The 18,923-nt window shown below is 35.4% G+C and carries 19 protein-coding genes and 2 pseudogenes; 5 read left to right on the top strand and 16 right to left on the bottom strand.

Translation table 11 applies throughout. The features are described 5' to 3' along the window. Positions 1–105: 105 nt before the first annotated feature. Positions 106–1,320, bottom strand: a complete 1,215-nt coding sequence (locus tag ACQKMD_RS19785; protein WP_427754131.1) for an MFS transporter — start codon at positions 1,318–1,320, stop codon at positions 106–108. Between the two features lie 149 nt (positions 1,321–1,469). On the opposite strand from ACQKMD_RS19785, the gene ACQKMD_RS19780 reads away from it, so the two are divergent. Then, complete coding sequence (locus ACQKMD_RS19780) at positions 1,470–2,177, top strand: YetF domain-containing protein (RefSeq protein ID WP_427754129.1); 708 nt, start codon at positions 1,470–1,472, stop codon at positions 2,175–2,177. Between the two features lie 330 nt (positions 2,178–2,507). Here the strand turns inward: ACQKMD_RS19780 and ACQKMD_RS19775 are convergent, their stop codons facing one another. Both ACQKMD_RS19775 and ACQKMD_RS19770 read right to left on the bottom strand, forming a co-directional pair. Further along, positions 2,508–2,930 carry a protein-tyrosine phosphatase family protein gene (locus tag ACQKMD_RS19775; RefSeq protein WP_427754128.1) on the bottom strand — a complete coding sequence of 141 codons (423 nt, stop codon included), beginning with the start codon at positions 2,928–2,930 and terminating at the stop codon, positions 2,508–2,510. Beyond that, complete coding sequence (locus ACQKMD_RS19770) at positions 2,930–3,886, bottom strand: carbohydrate kinase family protein (RefSeq protein WP_427754126.1); 957 nt, start codon at positions 3,884–3,886, stop codon at positions 2,930–2,932. The genes ACQKMD_RS19775 and ACQKMD_RS19770 overlap by 1 nt, the downstream gene beginning before the upstream one ends. Positions 3,887–4,093: 207 nt before the next feature. On the opposite strand from ACQKMD_RS19770, the gene ACQKMD_RS19765 reads away from it, so the two are divergent. Beyond that, entirely contained in the window at positions 4,094–4,657 is a 564-nt protein-coding gene (locus tag ACQKMD_RS19765) for a GNAT family N-acetyltransferase (protein ID WP_427754125.1), read from the top strand. Positions 4,658–5,283: 626 nt separating this feature from the next. Here the strand turns inward: ACQKMD_RS19765 and ACQKMD_RS19760 are convergent. After that, positions 5,284–5,594 (bottom strand): annotated as a pseudogene (locus ACQKMD_RS19760) (transposase); the annotation flags it as partial. Between the two features lie 829 nt (positions 5,595–6,423). Here ACQKMD_RS19760 and ACQKMD_RS19755 point away from each other — a divergent pair. Next, positions 6,424–7,314, top strand: coding sequence for an EamA family transporter (locus tag ACQKMD_RS19755; RefSeq protein WP_427754123.1), 891 nt, complete (start codon positions 6,424–6,426; stop codon positions 7,312–7,314). Positions 7,315–7,394: 80 nt separating this feature from the next. Then, the gene (locus ACQKMD_RS19750; RefSeq protein ID WP_427754122.1) at positions 7,395–8,159 is read left to right on the top strand and encodes a FixH family protein; all 765 of its coding nucleotides are present in this window, start codon (positions 7,395–7,397) and stop codon (positions 8,157–8,159) included. An 18-nt stretch (positions 8,160–8,177) separates the two neighbouring features. Here ACQKMD_RS19750 and ACQKMD_RS19745 read toward each other — a convergent pair whose 3' ends face one another. The 4 genes from ACQKMD_RS19745 to ACQKMD_RS19730 form a co-directional block, all read right to left on the bottom strand. After that, positions 8,178–8,576, bottom strand: coding sequence for a hypothetical protein (locus ACQKMD_RS19745; RefSeq protein WP_427754120.1), 399 nt, complete (start codon positions 8,574–8,576; stop codon positions 8,178–8,180). A gap of 4 nt (positions 8,577–8,580) precedes the next feature. Then, entirely contained in the window at positions 8,581–10,998 is a 2,418-nt protein-coding gene (locus tag ACQKMD_RS19740) for a heavy metal translocating P-type ATPase (protein WP_427754118.1), read from the bottom strand. Positions 10,999–11,100: 102 nt separating this feature from the next. Next, positions 11,101–11,307: a copper chaperone CopZ gene (copZ, locus tag ACQKMD_RS19735; RefSeq protein ID WP_427754132.1), complete on the bottom strand. Its 207-nt coding sequence runs from the start codon at positions 11,305–11,307 to the stop codon at positions 11,101–11,103. 294 nt (positions 11,308–11,601) lie between these two features. Beyond that, positions 11,602–11,907 carry a metal-sensing transcriptional repressor gene (locus tag ACQKMD_RS19730; protein ID WP_427754116.1) on the bottom strand — a complete coding sequence of 102 codons (306 nt, stop codon included), beginning with the start codon at positions 11,905–11,907 and terminating at the stop codon, positions 11,602–11,604. Between the two features lie 264 nt (positions 11,908–12,171). Here ACQKMD_RS19730 and pcp point away from each other — a divergent pair, with 264 nt between their 5' ends. Beyond that, positions 12,172–12,798 (top strand): pyroglutamyl-peptidase I, encoded by a 627-nt coding sequence (pcp, locus tag ACQKMD_RS19725; protein ID WP_427754114.1) that lies wholly within the window; start codon positions 12,172–12,174, stop codon positions 12,796–12,798. A 255-nt stretch (positions 12,799–13,053) separates the two neighbouring features. On the opposite strand, the gene ACQKMD_RS19720 is transcribed toward pcp, so the two are convergent. The 8 genes and pseudogenes from ACQKMD_RS19720 to ACQKMD_RS19685 form a co-directional block, all read right to left on the bottom strand. Further along, on the bottom strand, positions 13,054–13,692 hold the full coding sequence (locus ACQKMD_RS19720) for a FusB/FusC family EF-G-binding protein (protein ID WP_427754112.1): 639 nt from the start codon (positions 13,690–13,692) through the stop codon (positions 13,054–13,056). Between the two features lie 120 nt (positions 13,693–13,812). Beyond that, a complete protein-coding gene (locus ACQKMD_RS19715) occupies positions 13,813–14,076 on the bottom strand; it encodes a CD3324 family protein (protein WP_427754110.1) in 264 nt (87 codons plus the stop codon). Positions 14,077–14,476: 400 nt separating this feature from the next. Then, positions 14,477–15,616 carry a sensor histidine kinase gene (locus ACQKMD_RS19710; protein WP_427754108.1) on the bottom strand — a complete coding sequence of 380 codons (1,140 nt, stop codon included), beginning with the start codon at positions 15,614–15,616 and terminating at the stop codon, positions 14,477–14,479. Positions 15,617–15,794: 178 nt separating this feature from the next. After that, positions 15,795–16,193, bottom strand: coding sequence for a hypothetical protein (locus ACQKMD_RS19705; protein WP_427754106.1), 399 nt, complete (start codon positions 16,191–16,193; stop codon positions 15,795–15,797). 253 nt (positions 16,194–16,446) lie between these two features. Then, positions 16,447–17,547, bottom strand: a complete 1,101-nt coding sequence (locus tag ACQKMD_RS19700; RefSeq protein ID WP_427754104.1) for a DUF1648 domain-containing protein — start codon at positions 17,545–17,547, stop codon at positions 16,447–16,449. A gap of 15 nt (positions 17,548–17,562) precedes the next feature. Continuing rightward, positions 17,563–17,940 carry a GntR family transcriptional regulator gene (locus ACQKMD_RS19695; RefSeq protein WP_427754102.1) on the bottom strand — a complete coding sequence of 126 codons (378 nt, stop codon included), beginning with the start codon at positions 17,938–17,940 and terminating at the stop codon, positions 17,563–17,565. 29 nt (positions 17,941–17,969) lie between these two features. Next, positions 17,970–18,194, bottom strand: a complete 225-nt coding sequence (locus tag ACQKMD_RS19690; protein ID WP_427754101.1) for a hypothetical protein — start codon at positions 18,192–18,194, stop codon at positions 17,970–17,972. A gap of 320 nt (positions 18,195–18,514) precedes the next feature. Beyond that, a pseudogene (locus tag ACQKMD_RS19685) lies at positions 18,515–18,923 on the bottom strand (IS30 family transposase); the annotation flags it as partial.

Here is an 18,923-nt window from a genome sequence, read left to right as displayed (position 1 = left end):
GATGTTTAGTGTGGTAACTTACATTTTACACGGAATCGTTATGGGCGTTTTCTATTTTGTCTTGGTGTTGCACTTAATATTACAATTCGTCATTTATAAATAACTTTAACTTTTTAATTTCCATTTACGATCTGTCGGTAATGCAAAAGCCACCAGAGCAAGTAAAGGCAATACGGATATAACAACCATTGTTTTAAAAATCCCATATTGGTCCATCATAATACCAATAACGACGGCTCCAATTGCACCCATCCCAAAAGCTAACCCTACCGTTAATCCCGCCATTGTACCGATTTTACTCGGTACTAATTCCTGTGCGTAAACTACTGTCACAGAGAAACTTAACATAATGAAGAAGCCAATCAAAATAAGTAATACAACAACTGCCCCCAAAGGAACATAAGGCAATATTAAGGCAAGTGGCATCGGGACGAGCACCGATAACAAGATAATGTTTTTACGCCCTAGCTTGTCTGCCATTGGTCCACCAAAGAATGTCCCTACCGCTCCAATAGCTAAGAATACAAAAATAATTAACTGTCCTTTTTGTATTGTTAAACCGTATTTATCCATCAAATGAAAGATATAAAAGCTTGTTATATTTGTAACATAAAATGAACGAACGAATATGACCATCATTAATAAGCCAAGTGCAATTCCAACCTGCTTTCTTGTCATTTGTGGTAAAGAAGAAATAATTCCTTTTTTCTTTTTAGATAAACGTTCTTCCTCTAATTGTTTTTTATACCATGCTGATATTTTTGATAAAACAATGATGCCTACAGCTGCGACAATTAAAAACCATGCCGCTCCTTTTTGACCGAATGGTACTAAAATAAAAGCGCTAATTAAAGGTGCTAACGCTTGCCCGGAGTTACCACCAACTTGATAAATAGATTGTGACAATCCGCGTTTTGAACCTGCCGCCATAAAAGAAACACGAGAACCTTCTGGGTGAAAAATCGCTGAACCAAACCCTAAAAATATAACTGAAACTAATATCATCCAGTAGTCTGCTGCAAAAGCTAAACCTGCCATACCAATAAATGAGCTAGTCATACCAAGCGGTAATGCATAAGGTTTTTGCTTTTTATCACTAAAATAACCAACAACCGGCTGTAAAACCGAAGCTACCATATTTAATGCGAATGCTATAAAACCAAGTTGAGTAAATGTTAAACCTCGCTCACTTTCTAATACTGGGAACATCGCTGGAATAACGGCTTGTAAAGTATCGTTGAATAAATGGCAAAGCCCTATTGCAAACATTATCGGATACACTGGGTTTCCTAATGATTGCGTTTTATTTACAGTCGTCATTTTGTTTAATCACACTTCTTTCTTAATTCAAAATAATCAACTTACTAATTATAACAATAATTATGAGCGAATTTTCATGGAATTTTAAGCATATCTCCAATTTTCGAGGAAATACTAACGGATATGTAATGAAAAGGAGCTTGATTTGAATGGATAAAATTTTGGAAATTAACTTTTGGGAGATGATCCTGAGGACAACGGTATCATTTCTTGTTTTGCTTTTGTTAGCACGTTGGCTCGGAAAAAAACAATTGGGTCAGCTAACATTTTTCCATTACATTACAGGAATTACAATTGGATCTACCGCAGCTGAGATTGCTGCGCAACACGAGACACCCTTTATCGATGGGCTTATTTCTCTTATATGGTGGACTATCTTGACGATTTTTATGAGTTTCGTTGCACTCAAATCTCCGAAAATGCGTGTACTCATTAATGATTCATCAACTGTAATTATAAAAAATGGGGAACTATCTGTTCAGGCATTAAAATCATCACGCTTGCATATGGATGATTTAATTATGATGCTACGTGAACAATCCATCTATTCCATTCAAGACGTGCAGTACGCCATTTTGGAGACAAATGGAAGGTTGAGCGTTTTGAAGAAACCTGCTGAGCAAGGAGCAACAAAGCAAGATGTAAAGGCAGATGTTTCAATTCCGCCACATATGCCAATGGAAGTGATTGCAGATGGAGCAATCGTTTGGAACACGATGGAGGAATTAAACCTAACGGAGGAATGGCTTATGCGTAAACTTCGTAAAAAAGAGATAGAATCTGTTCAAGATGTATATTATGCTCAACTTCAACCAAATGGTTCATTATATATTACTGTTAGGGATAAGGATATTTAAAGCTTGATTGCTCTCCATTCTCCTAGTGGCAGTCCTTTTCGTAAATATTCCAAAAGATAAACCCATGCATAGGTTTTTACTATTAAGTTAACTTTCATCAATAAGAAGCGCTTTTTTTGATAGGCGCTCTTAATTACATATTCCGCCATTTATGTAGCAGCAATAATTAGGAGTAATTCGGTAAAAGAGATTTATTCTAATTGTCTCCCCCATGCTATAAATTGCGACGGCAGCTTTTTGAAAAGTAATTCAAAAATAAATAAACGCTCTTTAAAAACTTTTGATATAAACTAATAAATCCTTGCTGCAAATGCACCAAGGATTTATTAGTTATTTATTATATATATTTTGCAAAGCTTTTTTCATTGGTTCACGAACATTTACTTTATCACGTATAGCTTTGGCTTTTTGTTCAGCTTCTTCAACAGAATCTGCTTGTCCTAGCTCAATAAGTGTAGCAACTGCGACGGTACCTGCACGACCACCACCGCCACCACAATGGAAAAACACTTTTTTCCCATCACGGTATGCTGAAATTATTTCATCGACTGCATGCAAGATAGAAGCTTCAACCTGTTCTACTTCGTCAGCAATAGGAGCGTGTACTCTATTATAAGTAACCCTTTCCGGTTCTTTCACACGTAAATCGATAACAATATCAACTTTTTCATTCGTGACAGCGTGTTCTGCATCTGCTGCTCCCCCGAAGAAGATACGCTCTTCAACTAATGCCTGATAATTTTTCTCCACCATTAAACACCTTCTTTAATAAGTGATTTTATCTCCTCGAAACATGGCATTGCTGTAATCGCACCTGCTTTTGTTGCAGCCATTGCCCCTAATTGATTGGCAAAGAATACACACTTATAAGCATCTTCCATCGTTTTTGGTATGCCATTTAAATGTGTATATCTTAATATGCCTGCCATAAAGGCATCGCCAGCACCTGTCGAATCCACACATGTAATTGGAATAGAAGGTACATGTTTCACTTCACCATTTAACACGACATGCGTGCCTTGTGCCCCAACCGTAATCATTATTAAAGGAATATTGTATTTTGCTAACGATGCAATGCCCTCTTCTAGTGTTGTCGTCCCTGTTAAGAAGAACATTTCTTCATCAGCTAACTTTAACATATCCACACTATTTAAAAACGTATTAATAGTCTCATAACAAGCTTTTTGACTTTCCCAACGTAATGGACGAATATTTGCATCCATTGCAAGTAATACATTATGCTTTTTAGCCAACGCTACTGCTGCACGAGTTGTTTCAAGTGCAACCGGATGGAACATAGTATTTGAACAAATGTTAAAAATAGAAGCGCGTTTGAATGCTTCTTCCTGTAAATGCTCAGTCTCTACTTGTAAATCAGGTGTTTCATCAATATAATTCGTAAAAATACGATCGTTTCCTTCAGTCAGATGGACATGTACACCACTTACGCGTTTTTCAGGGAGAAATTTGGCATAGTTCATATTTACGCCCTCTTTGTCTAATTCATTACGGACGAATTCAGATGTTTCATCATCCCCTGTTATTGTGATTAATGCAGAAGGCGCACCTATGCGACTAATTCCTGCAGCTACATTTACAGTAGCGCCACCTAAAAACTTAGTAAAAGACGTATTAGTCTTATCATTTGAAATAAAATCTACAAACGCATCTCCATATACGAGAATGAATTCTTTCTTTGAGTCTAACATCTACAAACTCCTCCACAAAATATCTTACGTCTAGCGTACCATGAAATCACTTATTGAAAAAGTTTCTTTCCGTGTTTTTCGACAGTTTTCGTCAAATTAAGGAGAACCTCCCTCTCTTTATTTAAATCGCCCTAGGCACAAACACTTATAATCGGAAATTACCGTTTCTCTTTGCTATACTTAAACTCGAAGGAGTTTGATAAAAAAATGATGACTACTGTAAGAAATTCTGAACTTGCTGACGGCAAAATTGTCGCCCCACTTATTATTGAGGCTATAGGAGATATCGCAAATCGTATGACAGGTGAAACAGAACCTAAAGCCATTGAAAGCGAATTAATAAACTTATTCGAGCGCACAGATAACCGTCACTCGCACCTCAATACATATGTTGCAGAACATGATGGTCAAGTAGTCGGCACTCTAGTCATTTATTCAGGTGATGCAGCACCGCAAATGGATGCCAACTTAGAAGCATGGCTACAAGAAAAAGGTGCAGAAACACCAAAAGTTGATAAAGAAGCTCATGAAGACGAATATTACGTTGATACAATTTGCATTAATCCCGACTTCCGTGGTCAAGGAATCGGTACTATTCTCCTGGAATTCTCAGAACAACTAGCACGTGAAAAAGGTTATAAAAAAATATCACTAAATGTTGAAACTCAAAAAGAAAAAGCACGCCAACTATACGAACGTATGGGATACGTCATAACAGAACCATGGACAATCATAGACGAACCATTCCACCATATGGTTAAAACCCTTTAATGCTGATGGCGCTCGTTTAGCTGCGAGGTCGTTGGAAGGCGGAAGCCAAAGTTGCTCTTAGACTTTGAGCGCCCGACTGAAACGACCCGAGCAACTAGCGCCTAAAGCTGGATACACTTTAATGCTGATGGCGCTCGTTTAGCTGCGAGGTCGTTGGAAGGCGGAAGCCAAAGTCGCTCTTAGACTTTGAGCGCCCGACTGAAACGACCCGAGCAACTAGCGCCTGAAGCTGGATATACTTTAATGCTGATAGCGCTCGTTTAAAGGAAGATAGCCTAAGTTCGCCACGTCCTGTGGCAACGGCTACCTGACCAACTTCCTGTTGGCCTTCCTTATATATTCCAAAAAAAGGTGAAGTTTTTTGGTATGTGTTGGAGTTTGTTAACAAAGGGTGGAAGAATAGGACCTAAAAATTAAAGATTTAAATATGCACTAAGATTGCTAGAATTTTTACATCAATTTAATTATTATTGTGAAAAGCCCCCTCTTTCATGAGGGCACTGAAAAACTTACGCGTTTTTCAAATGATATTCTTCAATAGTAAACACCTTCACTTTCTGTTCAAAATTGAACAAAAAGTGAAAGTGTTTTTTTGGGTATTTCCCTTATTCTTCATTTATTAGCTTCTAGATACGTTTCAAATTCACCGCAAATATCGTTGTGGCTCCTTGGATTTCCAGACCAAATACCCCCCCCGATTTTGCCGTATTGTAGCCATGCGGATTTTTTAACTCACTTATTCTTCGCTTCAATTTTATAGCGCTTTTTCGCTAGGTCTTTGAATTTTTCCGTTGCTTGAAAAGCTGCTTGCTCTTCATGTTCGATTGATTTTATGGAAACTGAATATGTTTTGCTTTTGGCCATCTTGTAATGGACAAACCTTACATTTTTCTATGTCAAAGTAATACGTTTGTGTTTGATTTTTACCTACTTCTTTTTATTTCTGTGATTTCATTTGAAGTTGGTTTTAATGGACATTTTTTTATCACCATAAGGGCTTAGAGTGAGTGTTTCTTGTTCGGAAATCATGGACAGCACCACCCTGAATTAGTCCTTTCATTATAAAGGGTTAGATGTGAATCAGAAAGAATGAAAAATTCAGAAAAACGATAAAACTAGTTGATTGAGTGCAGGTGGCGACTCCTTGGGGAACTAGCGAACATCTTGAGACCCCGCAGGAGCGTTAGCGACAAGGAGGCTCAAGGTTCGTTCCCAGGAAAGCGCCCACCGGAACGGAAATTAACGGCATGTACGCTACCGTAAATTTACTAAATAAGCCTTCCTGTTCACTACAATATAATTAAAGTCAACTTTAGCAATTGTAGAGATTGCTTTACATTACGGTATTTCAATTCGACTCGATTTTGTGGAGTCTAAATTTATATTCCAATTACCTTCTATAGTACTTTTTTTCACCAAAATGGAAATGATTTTACTGGGATTGAATTAGAGAATGTAGATGGCACAATTTTCAAATCCAACATATTTGGAATGACAAAACGAAATAGACCTACTCTTGTCAAAACAACTTTCCCATATAGCTCATTAAAGATCAGTCCCTATCCTTGAAAATCGGCGATTTAGAGGTTATTAATTTAAAGAGAGTACAAATGAATAAAAAATCATGAGTTTCTTTTAAGGATGCTCATGTTTGATTGTGTGGAATGCAATACTACAAAGTAAACTTCCCTTTTCACATTATCAAAAAAAATGTTATACTATCCTCTTGGTTGATTCTAAACTGACCAAAAATAGGAGTTGTTTTTATGAATAAAAATCTATTTTACTCGCTACTAGTTATAATTGCAGCTAGTAGTTATGGGATATTGTCAACTATTGTAAAGGTAGCTATGCAACATGGATTTGATTCAGCTGAGGCCGTTACAAGCCAATATGTTGTTGGATTTTCATTAGCATTTCTAATCTTCATACTTACACAACGTAAATTACCTCGACTATCTAAACAAAGTGTTGGTGTACTAGTTTTAGCCGGGATTTTCACAGGTACGACAGGAATTGTTTACGGAAAATCTTTAGATTATTTAACTGCTTCATTAGCAGTTGTTATGTTATTCCAGTTTACTTGGATTGGCATGCTTATAGATTGTCTATTACACCGTCGATTACCAAAACGTGAGGAAGTCATTTCACTTATTTTCTTATTCGCGGGAACAATATTAGCCGCTGGAATATTAGATGTCGATTTAAGTGGCATTGCTTGGCAAGGTTGGGTTTATGGTTTTGCTGCAGCAGTCAGCTTCTCTATTTTCATCCAAATCAACTCAAGACCAACTGAAGAAATATCAACAATTGCACGAATGATGATCATGTCATTCTTCGCGCTTGTTATAACTTCTATCTTCTTAGCACCTGAAATTGTTTGGAACGGACAACTATTTGGTGGTGGGCTATGGAAATTCGGTTTATTACTAGGATTATTCGGGATAATTTTACCGATATTATTATTCACAATTGCTGTTCCTAAAGTTGGTGGTGGCATGGCTTCTATTTTAAGTGCCATGGAACTACCTGTAGCGGTTATTGTTTCAGTTGTTGTTTTACATGAATCTTTAACTTGGGTGCAAATTGCAGGGATCATTCTGGTATTAGTTGGTATGACCTTACCTACTATATTGACAAGAAATAAATCAATTTAGTTAAAACTTCACATATATTTTGCAAACTCTCTCTTCTTTTTTGGTACAATCAATCGTACTCAATTGAAGGGAGTTTTTTTATGCGCAAAATTACACTTACCGCTTTAGCTCTAATTTCAAGCGTTGCACTTATAGCTTGTAATGATAATGAAGAAAAAAATACGAATAAAGTTGAAAATCAAGAGGTCAAGACTGCTGTCCTTAAAGCTGATCTAAACGTTCCTAAAAAGGCGAAAATCGGAGATAAAGTTGAATTCCAAGTAAAAGTAACAGAAGGTGAAAAAATAATCACGGACGCTTCTGAAGTAATGTTTGAAATAGAAAATGATAATACAGGTTCAGATAAAATGTTAGAAGCCAAAGTAAATAAAGATAAAATCTATGTAGCTAAAATGACAATTAAAGAAGCTGGCGAATATGCAATCACTGCACATGTAACAAATGGTGAGGCACATGAAATGGTTGATGCTGACATGCAGGTTGCCGGCGACAACTCGAAAGCTGATAAGCATGGTGGCAAATCAGAAGAAGAACATGCTCATGCACACGCTCATGACGATACTACTGCTACTTTCTCTCAAACAACTGCTAAAAGAGGTGAAAACACTAGTTTTGGTGTCACTATCAAGCATGATGGTAAATCACTGACAGATGCAAAAGTTCGTTTCCAAATCGTCAATAATAGTACTGAAGAAGCTGGATGGTTAACACTTAAAGAAAAAGCAGATGGTACTTATGAAGCTAAACACGCTTTCAATGATGCAGGTACTTATAAGGTGACTCTGCATGTTGAAAAAGGTAAAGAGCTTCATTTCCATGAAGAAAAAACATTTACAATAAAATAACAGCGATTCCGTATACCCTTAAAGTTGAGGTATGCGGGATTTTTTATTTATCTCCATAAAATGATATTCTTTTAAATCAGCACTAACAACAATCAAATGCATGAGCTTCTCATGTGCAACGTCCAATTCTGGTGTATCATTACCATTGTCTTTTAATTCAACCGATGTGACTCCGTTAGCATAAGTTACTATAGGTATCACTTCACTCATATCATTTTCTTTATGATCCACGTGTTCATTTTCACTATTTGGTTGATCTGACTTTTCACTATTATGAGCATTACTTCTATGACTACTAGCTCTTTCCTCTTTATTTGAATTCATATTGGCATACACACTATAGCCTATTATGATGATACCAAGGACACAATTGCCGATAGAGACCAAATCCAAGTACTGCTTTTCAAATATTTCCACTCCTCTAGTCTCTCTTAATACGTTGTAGTCTTAACGCATTGAGCACGACCGATACCGAACTAAACGCCATCGCTGCTCCAGCTAACCAAGGAGCCAATAAGCCAGCAGCGGCTATTGGTACACCTAAACTATTATAAGCTAGCGCCCAGAAAAGATTTTGTTTAATATTAGTGATAGTTTTCTTACTCATGAAGATCGCATCGGCAATACTATTTAAATCACCACGAATTAGCGTAATGTCTGCCGCTTCCATTGCAACATCTGTTCCCGTACCAATTGCCATTCCAATATCAGCTGTTGCTAGTGCAGGGGCATCATTGATACCATCGCCTACCATCGCTACGATTTTTCCGGATTGTTGGAGTTTTTTTACTTCATCCGCTTTTCCTTCAGGTAGAATTTCTGCTATAACATGCTTGATGCCAACTTGATCAGCAATTGTCTTCGCTGTTTGGGTATTATCTCCTGTGATCATTACTACGTCTAAACCCAATTTGTGTAAACGATCAATAGCATCTTTTGATGTTTCTTTGATTGTATCTGCTACTGCAACGAGACCCGCGTATTGGCCATTGATAGCAACTAGCATAGCTGTTTTACCTTGCTTCTCTAACACTTCCATACTCTCTAATTCAGCTTTTAATTGAATATTGTATTTCGCCATCAATTTACGTGTACCGATTAATAATTCATTGCTATCCACTTTTGAATGAATACCAAAACCTGGAATGGCCTCAAATGTATCTGTAGATCCAGGTTCAATTCCTTTTTCCTTTATCCCTGCAACAATGGCTTCTGCGAGTGGGTGTTCTGAGTTTTTCTCTGCTGTACCTACAAGCTTAAGGAAATCTGACTCATCTACATCTTGTGCTACCAGAACATCTGTTAATGACGGTTTTCCATTTGTAACAGTACCTGTTTTATCAAGGATAATGGTATCTAAACGATGTGTTGTTTCAAGATGTTCTCCGCCTTTAAACAGTATGCCAAACTCAGCTGCACGACCTGATCCTGCCATAATTGAAGTTGGTGTCGCAAGGCCAAGTGCACAAGGACAAGCAATAACTAATACTGCGATAAATTTCTCAAGTGCTTCAGCAAAGTCTCCAGGACTCACCATGAAGTACCATACAACGAATGTAATAATAGCTATAGCTACTACTATCGGAACGAATATACCTGAAATTACGTCAGCTAAACGTTGAATAGGCGCTTTAGAGCCTTGAGCTTCTTCAACAACTTTAATAATTTGAGCAAGTGCTGTATCTTTCCCGACATTAGTTGCTTTAATTTTCAAGAAACCATTTTTGTTTATCGTTGATCCAATAACAGTATCGCCCATCGTTTTATCTACAGGGATACTTTCGCCTGTCAACATTGCTTCATCAAGCGCTGATTGACCTTCTACAATTTCACCATCAACTGGTACCTTTTCACCTGGCTTCACGTAGACAATATCGTCTTTTAATACTTCTTCAATTGGAATAATCATCTCTTCACCATCACGAACAACAGTCGCATTTTTGGCTTGGAGTCCCATTAACTTCTTAATAGCTTCAGATGAGCGCCCTTTTGCTTTTGCTTCAAATAATTTACCTAAAATAATTAATGTAATTAGAACTGCACTTGTTTCGTAATAGAGTTCCACCATATGAGCGTTAGAACCAATTGACTTGATACTTAAATATAAACTATAGAAATAAGCAGCTGACGTACCTAATGCTACGAGTACATCCATGTTTGCACTCTTATTTCTTAACGATTTATAAGCTCCAACGTAAAACTGTTTACCTACGATAAATTGAACTGGTGTTGCAAGCGCTAGCTGTACCCACGGATTCATAAGCATATCAGGTAGCCAGATAAAGCTTGTAAATTCAAAGTGACTGACCATTGCCCATAACAATGGCATAGATAAAATAAGTGAGAAAATAAATTTCCCTTGTTGTTTCTTGATTTCATTTTGACGATGGTCTACATAATCCCCTGTTTTTTCTTGTTTCTCAATGAGCGCATAGCCAAGTTTTTTTATTACTTCTTGCATTTCAGATACATTAACTTGCTCCGGATTGTATTCCACAAGAACTGATTCTAGCGCGAAGTTAACCGTAGCTGTATCAACTCCATCAATCTTATTTAAACGTTTTTCAATTCTATTTGCACAAGCTGCACATGTCATCCCAGTGATATCTAATTCATCTTTTTTACTTACTACGTCATAACCTAAAGCTTTTACTTTATCTTTAAATTGCTTTTCATCCACTTTATCTGAATCATAAACTATTTGCGTTTTTTCAAGTGCAAAGTTAACATTTGCCTCTTCTACACCCTCTATCTTTGATAAACCTTTTTCAATTCTATTTGCACAAGCAGAACATGTCATACCTGTTATTTGGAGAGTCGCTTTTTTTTGGCTCATCATTTTTCACTCCTTAAGTAGCTACCATTCGAAAGTGATGCTTTTCAAAAGAAATCGTGCTGAAACCAGCACGATTTCTTTATTAGCTATTTTACTTTAGACAGATTACTCTACATCGTAACCTTGATCTTCAATTTCATTTTTAATATCTTGTATGCTTATGATGTTTGGGTCTAATGCTACATCTACCTTAGCTGTATCAAGATGTACTTTTACAGAATCTACACCGTTTAACTTCCCTACATTTCCTTCAATTGCATTAACGCAATGCCCACAAGACATTCCTTTTACACCTAGTGTCATTTGTTCAATAAAAAATTCCTCCTTAGTTGTTTGGGTTCTAATTATACCCCTATAGGGTAAAAATAAACGTACTTTAATGCAGTGATAAGGACGTATGAAAAACCGATATTTATACAATAAAGAGTATTTAAAAGGTGATATAAATTTACTTACTCTAAGTTTTTCTTCCCTTATTTTTATCCACTGAATCTGATTTCTTAGCATGGCTTGATCAAGATTTCTTCTACACTAAATTTACTATACCCCCGTTAGGTATGTCAACAATAAAAATAAAATGCCAGTTTTTATGCTGGCTCAAATTTTTTAAGACTTTGAAAATTGCTTGAAAACGTCCATTAATTCTTTTATCGCTTCTTCTCCTTCTCCATTCTTAATAGCGTCCGACACACAATGACTAGTATGTCTTTCTAACAAATTCATGTTAACTTTCTTCAATGCTGCATTAATTGCTGATACTTGAATTAGGATATCTACACAGTAACGGTCATTTTCAACCATGTTTTGAATGCCTCGAACTTGCCCCTCTATTCGTTTTAATCTATTTAATATATCGTCTTTTTCCTTAGTTGATCGATGTGTAACCTTTACTTCTTCTGATTGGTTCGACATTCTGTCACCTTCTTTTCTTACGTGGGTTTTATTAGTGATAAGTTTAACTTGATTGTATCATAATTATTTTCTTGTCTCTTGTTTTACAAAGGAAGAGGAAATATACTTAGTTCTGTATAATATTAAATATATTCTGAACATTACGCTTTGTTTAAAATACATAATTTAGCATCAGTTTCATGGTAATTCTATCTACATTTTAAAAAGAGGAATATTAAGCTATTTAAATCCAGACAAATAATACTTTAAGAAAGAGGTACAACTATGAAGAAAATACTCTTAACAGGTTTCGAACCTTTTCTACACTACACTGTGAATCCTACTATGAAAGTAGTAAATCAATTTAAAAATAGGGTCATCAATGACTATGAAATACATGCAGAAATACTAGTAGTTGATTTCAAGCAATCCGCTATACAATTCAAACAGTTAATTGAAAAAGTGCAACCAGATATCATCATTTCACTTGGTTTAGCAGGTGGACGATTTAAAATAACGCCTGAAAGAATATCAATCAATACAAAAGATGGCGAACCTGATAATTCAGGTTATACCCCTATAGATGAAGCAATTTATCCAGATGGTAATGACGCATATTTTACTAATTTACCTATTCGTCAAATGGTAAATCAACTCTTAGAAAAAGGGTATCCTGCGGAAATATCTAACTCAGCAGGAACTTATTTATGTAATAACATTATGTATGAGGGTCTAAAATATGCACTTTCAAAGAACAGTAATATTCTTTCGGGGTTTATACATATTCCAGCTTCTCATGAACTAGCTATTCAGCATGGTAAAATTCCTAGCTGGTCATTAGATGATCTAATAGAAAGTATTCGTATTTGTATCGAGGTAGCTACCGCTCCAAATAATCGATTGTTATATTAAGTTCTTTTTAAATATATCGCAATTCAAACTACTATAAACATTTCGGAGATCATAATCTTCCCGAGATGTTTATTTATTTTGAAATAGAATCAGAATGGTTTAAATTTTAATGTTGATAGATTTTAAAAACCATCTTAAATGTTTGACTAAATTTAAAAAATCAATTTTAGACATACTACTTCTATTACATTTATATTATTTAGATGTACCAAAAAGCAAATCAGCTAAATTAGATGATTTGCTTTTTCTGGGGTTCTATTCATTAATCGTTTCAATGAAGTCTATTAATCGTTTAAAATCTGATAAATTTTCATTGCACACAGTGCTATCTACGCATATATAATTTCCCCTTTTTACATATGTGCCTACTGCTCTTCCCTTTTTGGAGCTCATGAACATACCGACTGTTTGATGTTGATTGCAAATGGCACAAATCCCCTTCTTACTAGATTGACTAAAGATGCCCCGGATGCTTTTTATGCCGTTATCGTTTCTATATACAATATATTTACGATTAGTTCCTGAATCGAGCCAACTTAAATAAGAAATTTCGGTCCAATCTATATTTTTTAAATCCGGGACTTTCAATTTTTTATCCTTTGGGAAGAGTTTTTTAAGTTCTTTCTCAGTTAGTTTATCAAATGGAGTAACGTAAACTTTTATCTTTCTAATAAAATCTTCAAGTTGCTCTTTCGTTTGTATAGTTACGATAGGTTTTAATATTGCAAGGCTTTCTTCATCCAATTCTACAATCTTCTCATTAATACTCTCCATTACTAGTGCTTGTAACGCCTGAATGACACCCTCGTCTTTCGTGTTCGAATACGCACTAGCTATTTTCTTAGCCTGCTTCTTTATGAACTGGTATTGTTCTACATTCATAAAGTGTTCCATTCGTATCACTTCCTTTGTCTTCAACTTACTACAAATATCTCAGCGCTACAATTGGGGATTATTTTTATAATAAAACTCTACATAAAAATAGCTGCTAGTTACCTAAGCAGCTATTACAACTTATTTTGTATAAATAATTTTTTTTATTGTTTCCACAGATAAATTAAATTCCTTGGCTAAGCTATTTAATGATGATCCGCTCCGAAATGTATCTCGTATCAGTGCATTACGTTTAGATAATCTTTCTCGTTCACCAGAATGAACACCCCATTTAACCCTGCTTTTTTCAGGTTTAGGGATATAGAGTAAACCTCCTTGTACATACTGTTGAATTTCAGCTAACAGCTTTTGCGGTATTATATCCTGTGCATTCACATATCGCATTGGAACTCGCTCCTTCACTATCATAATTGAAGTTAAGGGCAAAGCATTTCAATGAATAACATGACATGCAACGGCGATGAAACTTTAATCACCCCATGCAAAGATTCGCCAAATTATTATTAAAAGGCTTTGCATGAGTTTGTGCTGTAGCAGGCAAATTTGTTTCATATGCCACCATTATCACATCCTTTTATAAATAGTTCGATACGATAATCCAGTATCGATTTACACAATATTGTACAATGTTGTAAGTCTGTTTTGCAATTTGTTGCGTGTGTGATTAGACGAATTATTATAATTCTTATCCAAGCATTAATATTTCCCGGGAAATAAAGCGTACCATAAAGGTACTTAACATTTAAACATTGCTAGGGACCTTAATACATACTACTATATGTTTTTAATTAAACTGTTGATCTTCTTTTTGATACATTATAACATTCGGTACGCTAATTTTTATAAGGGTACCGTTATTTATAGAAATATCTAATTCGCCATTAACAAACTCTAACCTTTCTTTCATACCATTTAAACCGTTACTTGATGGTTTCACCTTCATATTAGATATACCAATACCATTATCTAATATATTCAATTGGATCACGTCGGCTTTTTGTATAATGGTAACTATGCATTCGGTAGCATTACTATGTCGGACTACGTTGTTTATGGCTTCTTTCAAACACATACTTAATGTATTCCCAATAATCGTAGGAATGTGACTAAATTCTGAATCTCCTTCTATCCGCATCTTAATGTCTGCTGCTGTTAAAATTCGTTGAACTTGTATTAGTTCATCCTGTAATTTTGCAGCTTTCATATTCGATACCATTTCTCGGACTTCTTTTAATGCAATGCTAGCTGTTTGACGAATATCGCGAAGTTCCTCTATAGCGGCTTCTTGATCTTTTTTTACTAAACGAATGGCTAAATCACTCTTTAATCCAACCATTGAAAGCTTTTGTCCTAAAGTATCATGCAAATCTCTAGCAATTCGTTGACGTTCTTCATAGACACTGAGTTCAGAAATACGTTCGTTAGCAGTTGCTAATTGTCCTTGTAATTTTTCACGTTTATTTGCACTATATAAATAAAACGGTCCTAAAATTACACCGAAAACAACAATAACAATAAAAGGAATTTCTTTAATGAATAGCTCTGTTTCAATAAAGAAACCTCCTATAATTGAACCAATAGTGATTGCAATATGGAGACCATACATAATATAAAACCCAACAGTATGACGAATTTTCCCAATAAAGAAAGCAGTGAAGAAAGCGAAATAAATATAACCAAAGAGAATTGTCATTACAGAGTTAATAACCATTTCTAAGGCAATGCACACATAAACTAAACCACTATTGGTACTATATGAAAAACGAAAACAAATGAGATAGACAATCAACACAGCAACAGCAATCGATATAATTAATGGGGATGCTGTACGAAAAACAAAGTAAAACGGGACAAAACAGAAAAAGGCCCAAGCAGAAATACTGAGCAATGGATTTTTCGGAAAAATACTATACCAATTCGACACTATGTCAATTCACCACTCTTTCTAATCTTTAATTATAGCAAAATTTATACAAATCAAAACCAATAGCCATTTAAATTCCAGAAATAAATTAGGTCTTAAACTACTTTTATTTGTTATCCTCTGACAGAAATGCAAAAAAGCATCCTCAGCTCATTTCTGATGATGCTTCTTATCTATATTACTTTCTTCCCTTAGTATCTATCATAAATGTTGTAATGACAAACACACCAAAGCTTACTAATAAAATTGTACCTCCTACGATGTAAAAGACCAATGCGAATGTTTCGTTTACGTTAAAAGGCTTCAATGCATTTAACCACATACCAACTGTTAAACCTACTGAGCCTATTACTGCTGTCCAGCCATGAATTGCTACAAGCTTAGAAGATTTAATTTTATATATACGATAGAAAATACCCCAAGTGAAAATTGTTAACCAGCCTACTACTAGAATATGCGCATGGATCGGACGGAATTGATAGCTACCAGAACCAGCCATATGAGAGCCCAATATAACTCCAATCAGACCAAAGATTGCAGCTAAACGAACTAAACGTAAACTCCATTTTGTTTCCATAATGTCATTCCTCCATAGATTTTATTCTTACCATGGTAATAACATTACTTTGCCATTATGAACGCCATATGAACAAAACGTTACAAATGTTCTTGCAACTTTCTCTTGATACTCGTTACTGCGATATCCTCTTTAGACAGCACAATACATTGGTCTTTTTATACAGGCTGAATCAGCTCTATAAAGGCGTTTAAATAGATGTATTAGCTACTTGTTGGTCATAGTTAAATTTATATGCAATTTTTCAATCTATCTATGCAAATATTGAAATTAAGAGAATTAATACAATCGGTCCGAAAATACAAGCAATAGCAATTGGACGAGCTAGATTAACCGTCCAACCAACACCAAATCGCTTCTCTACGAAGACTGATGGGTCATTGCGATTAAAGTAAATAAGACCGCCTATCCAATACTGATCTTCATCTACGTCTGTAATACCCGAAGTAGAATAATTATCCCCTTTAGAATCACCTAAACTGCTCAGTTTTACTGCAAAAGCAATTGACCCAATAATTGTGATAAAAATGAAAACAATGAACATAGTAAGCATCGTACTCTCACCGACAAGGTCGCTATGAATTGTTGTTAATTGTAAGATACTAAAGAGTATTGTTATTAGCATAGTCATTAAAAACATAAACCAACTCGAATACTTTCTCATCGCTAATTGCTGACGAATGGATTGCTTCGTTCTAGTTACGCTAATCTTAATGCCCGAGCGACGTGTTAACTCAATAATGCCTGCAAACATTATCTGCATTACTAATAAAATAAGTGGTATTGCAATAACTGAAAATCTATTTTTATTTGTAAAAGCATCGGGTTGACCGTTTGGCCCCCAATGTGTTGCAATATTTTCAGGAAGTAGTGGATATTGCGAATAAGTGTAAATAATCAGGCCACCTACAACAAAAATTGGTAGTAAAAAATAGAATATCGGCAACATTTCATCACGTGCACGTACGGACCAATCTGTTACCTTTACTTGTTTCAGTTCTGCTCCCCATTCCTCCACTTTTTTTAACTCCGTAATTTTGTTATGCAGTATTAAATACATCAACATACTTATACCGATTAATATAAACTGCAGGATAATTCCCACAATGATAAGTAATTCATCATTCACTGTACTATTTAAATGCCACAAAACATAACCCACTATTATAATAGCCAGTAAACCTAGAAGTGTTAAAGTATAGATTTTTTTTGATGCCTTCACTACAGGATGATAGACTTGTTGATCAGGTACTGTCACACCAAAAACAATCGTCTCTTTAACCCAATATGGTACAAACGCTTGTAGTAAACCAATTACAACGAGCATAACTAATGAAAAAATAAAACCATCCATTTCCTTTAGGCCCCTTTATGTCAAGTTTTTTATTAGCTTTTGTACTAGTTGTTGTAGATCTTGTGCTCCTAATCCAACAACCAGTCCTTCTGCAACAACAGGCCGTAACATTCTCTCAACTTGTTGCATTTGTGCATTTGTTACCCCTAAATCATTTGGCCCTGTAACAACTGCTCCAGACTTTGGGATAATGCGGATCATACCCTTCTTCTCTAATTCATGATAACTCTTATTAACCGTATGCATATTCACACCTAAATCAGCAGCCAAAGATCTAACAGACGGTAAGGACTCTCCAGATTTCAATTGTCCACTGGCAATACCTTCAATAATTTGCTGCGTTAGTTGCGTATATATCGGCACATCTGAATGTGGCTCAATTTGAAGAAACATACGTATCACTCCATTCTGTTCTATATATATTATAACAAATTGAATTTATTGTGACAATTTAATGTATATAAAATTTTATTTATTAATTTTTCTGCTGCTAATTTATCGAAATTTTTATCATAGGGATTCATATAGCCATGCTCTTTATTTACTAAGTAAGCATTAACATGGGCTTTTTGTTGCAATTGGTCAATAATTTTCCGAGGGTCAAAGGATTTTTCTTGCTCAGCTAAATAAACCACAGTAGTAACCAATACTAAATTCCAACGATATAAATATTCTCATAATGTAGTTTTTGCTCACATATAATTTGCTCAACTATCGACTGATCCTTTTCAAAACCTACTTCTGTCATAAAATACGCATATGTTTCTGCTTCCTCTGAATAATCAAAAGGTATTCTACCCAATAAATTAGGAACTATTACATCTAGCCCCGCATCATTAAAAAACGTTTTATAATACTCCATAAATTTCATGGAGTATTATAACTAATGGTCTTTTTATTGTCATAAGAGTCCACCAATCTTTTTGATTATATTATATCAAGTACATTACTTCCAAAAATATAGAAAGCCGCGATCCATGGTCGCTGTTAGAAATCCTTGTGTTGAAAGGACTGAAACCAACTTGCGAATCGCACCTTCCATTAATTCTGCAGAACGGTCTGTTATCTGTAAGGCGATATACATTCGCTACACAAAGCTCGCCAAACATCCTTTGTATCACGTGAAGAAACAACTGTATCAAGTTCCCAGTGACCGAATGTTTCACGTTCATTTAAGTTCATTTACTTCACTTGGACGCAAGAGAATGGATGTATCTACACCACGCGTTTCACGAGGTTTTTGACGTTTTCCTCTTTGACGAAGTACAGTTAAATCCACGGAAAATATACCTTTGTAAATCCAACGATAAATCGTTTTAAAGCTTAACTTCCCTTGAAATAAGCGACCTACAATCTGTTTGGGTGTCCAAGTTGCT

Source organism: Viridibacillus sp. NPDC096237 (assembly GCF_050278625.1).
Classification (GTDB): Bacteria; Bacillota; Bacilli; order Bacillales_A; family Planococcaceae; genus Viridibacillus.
This window is presented reverse-complemented; position numbering and strand designations above follow the sequence as displayed.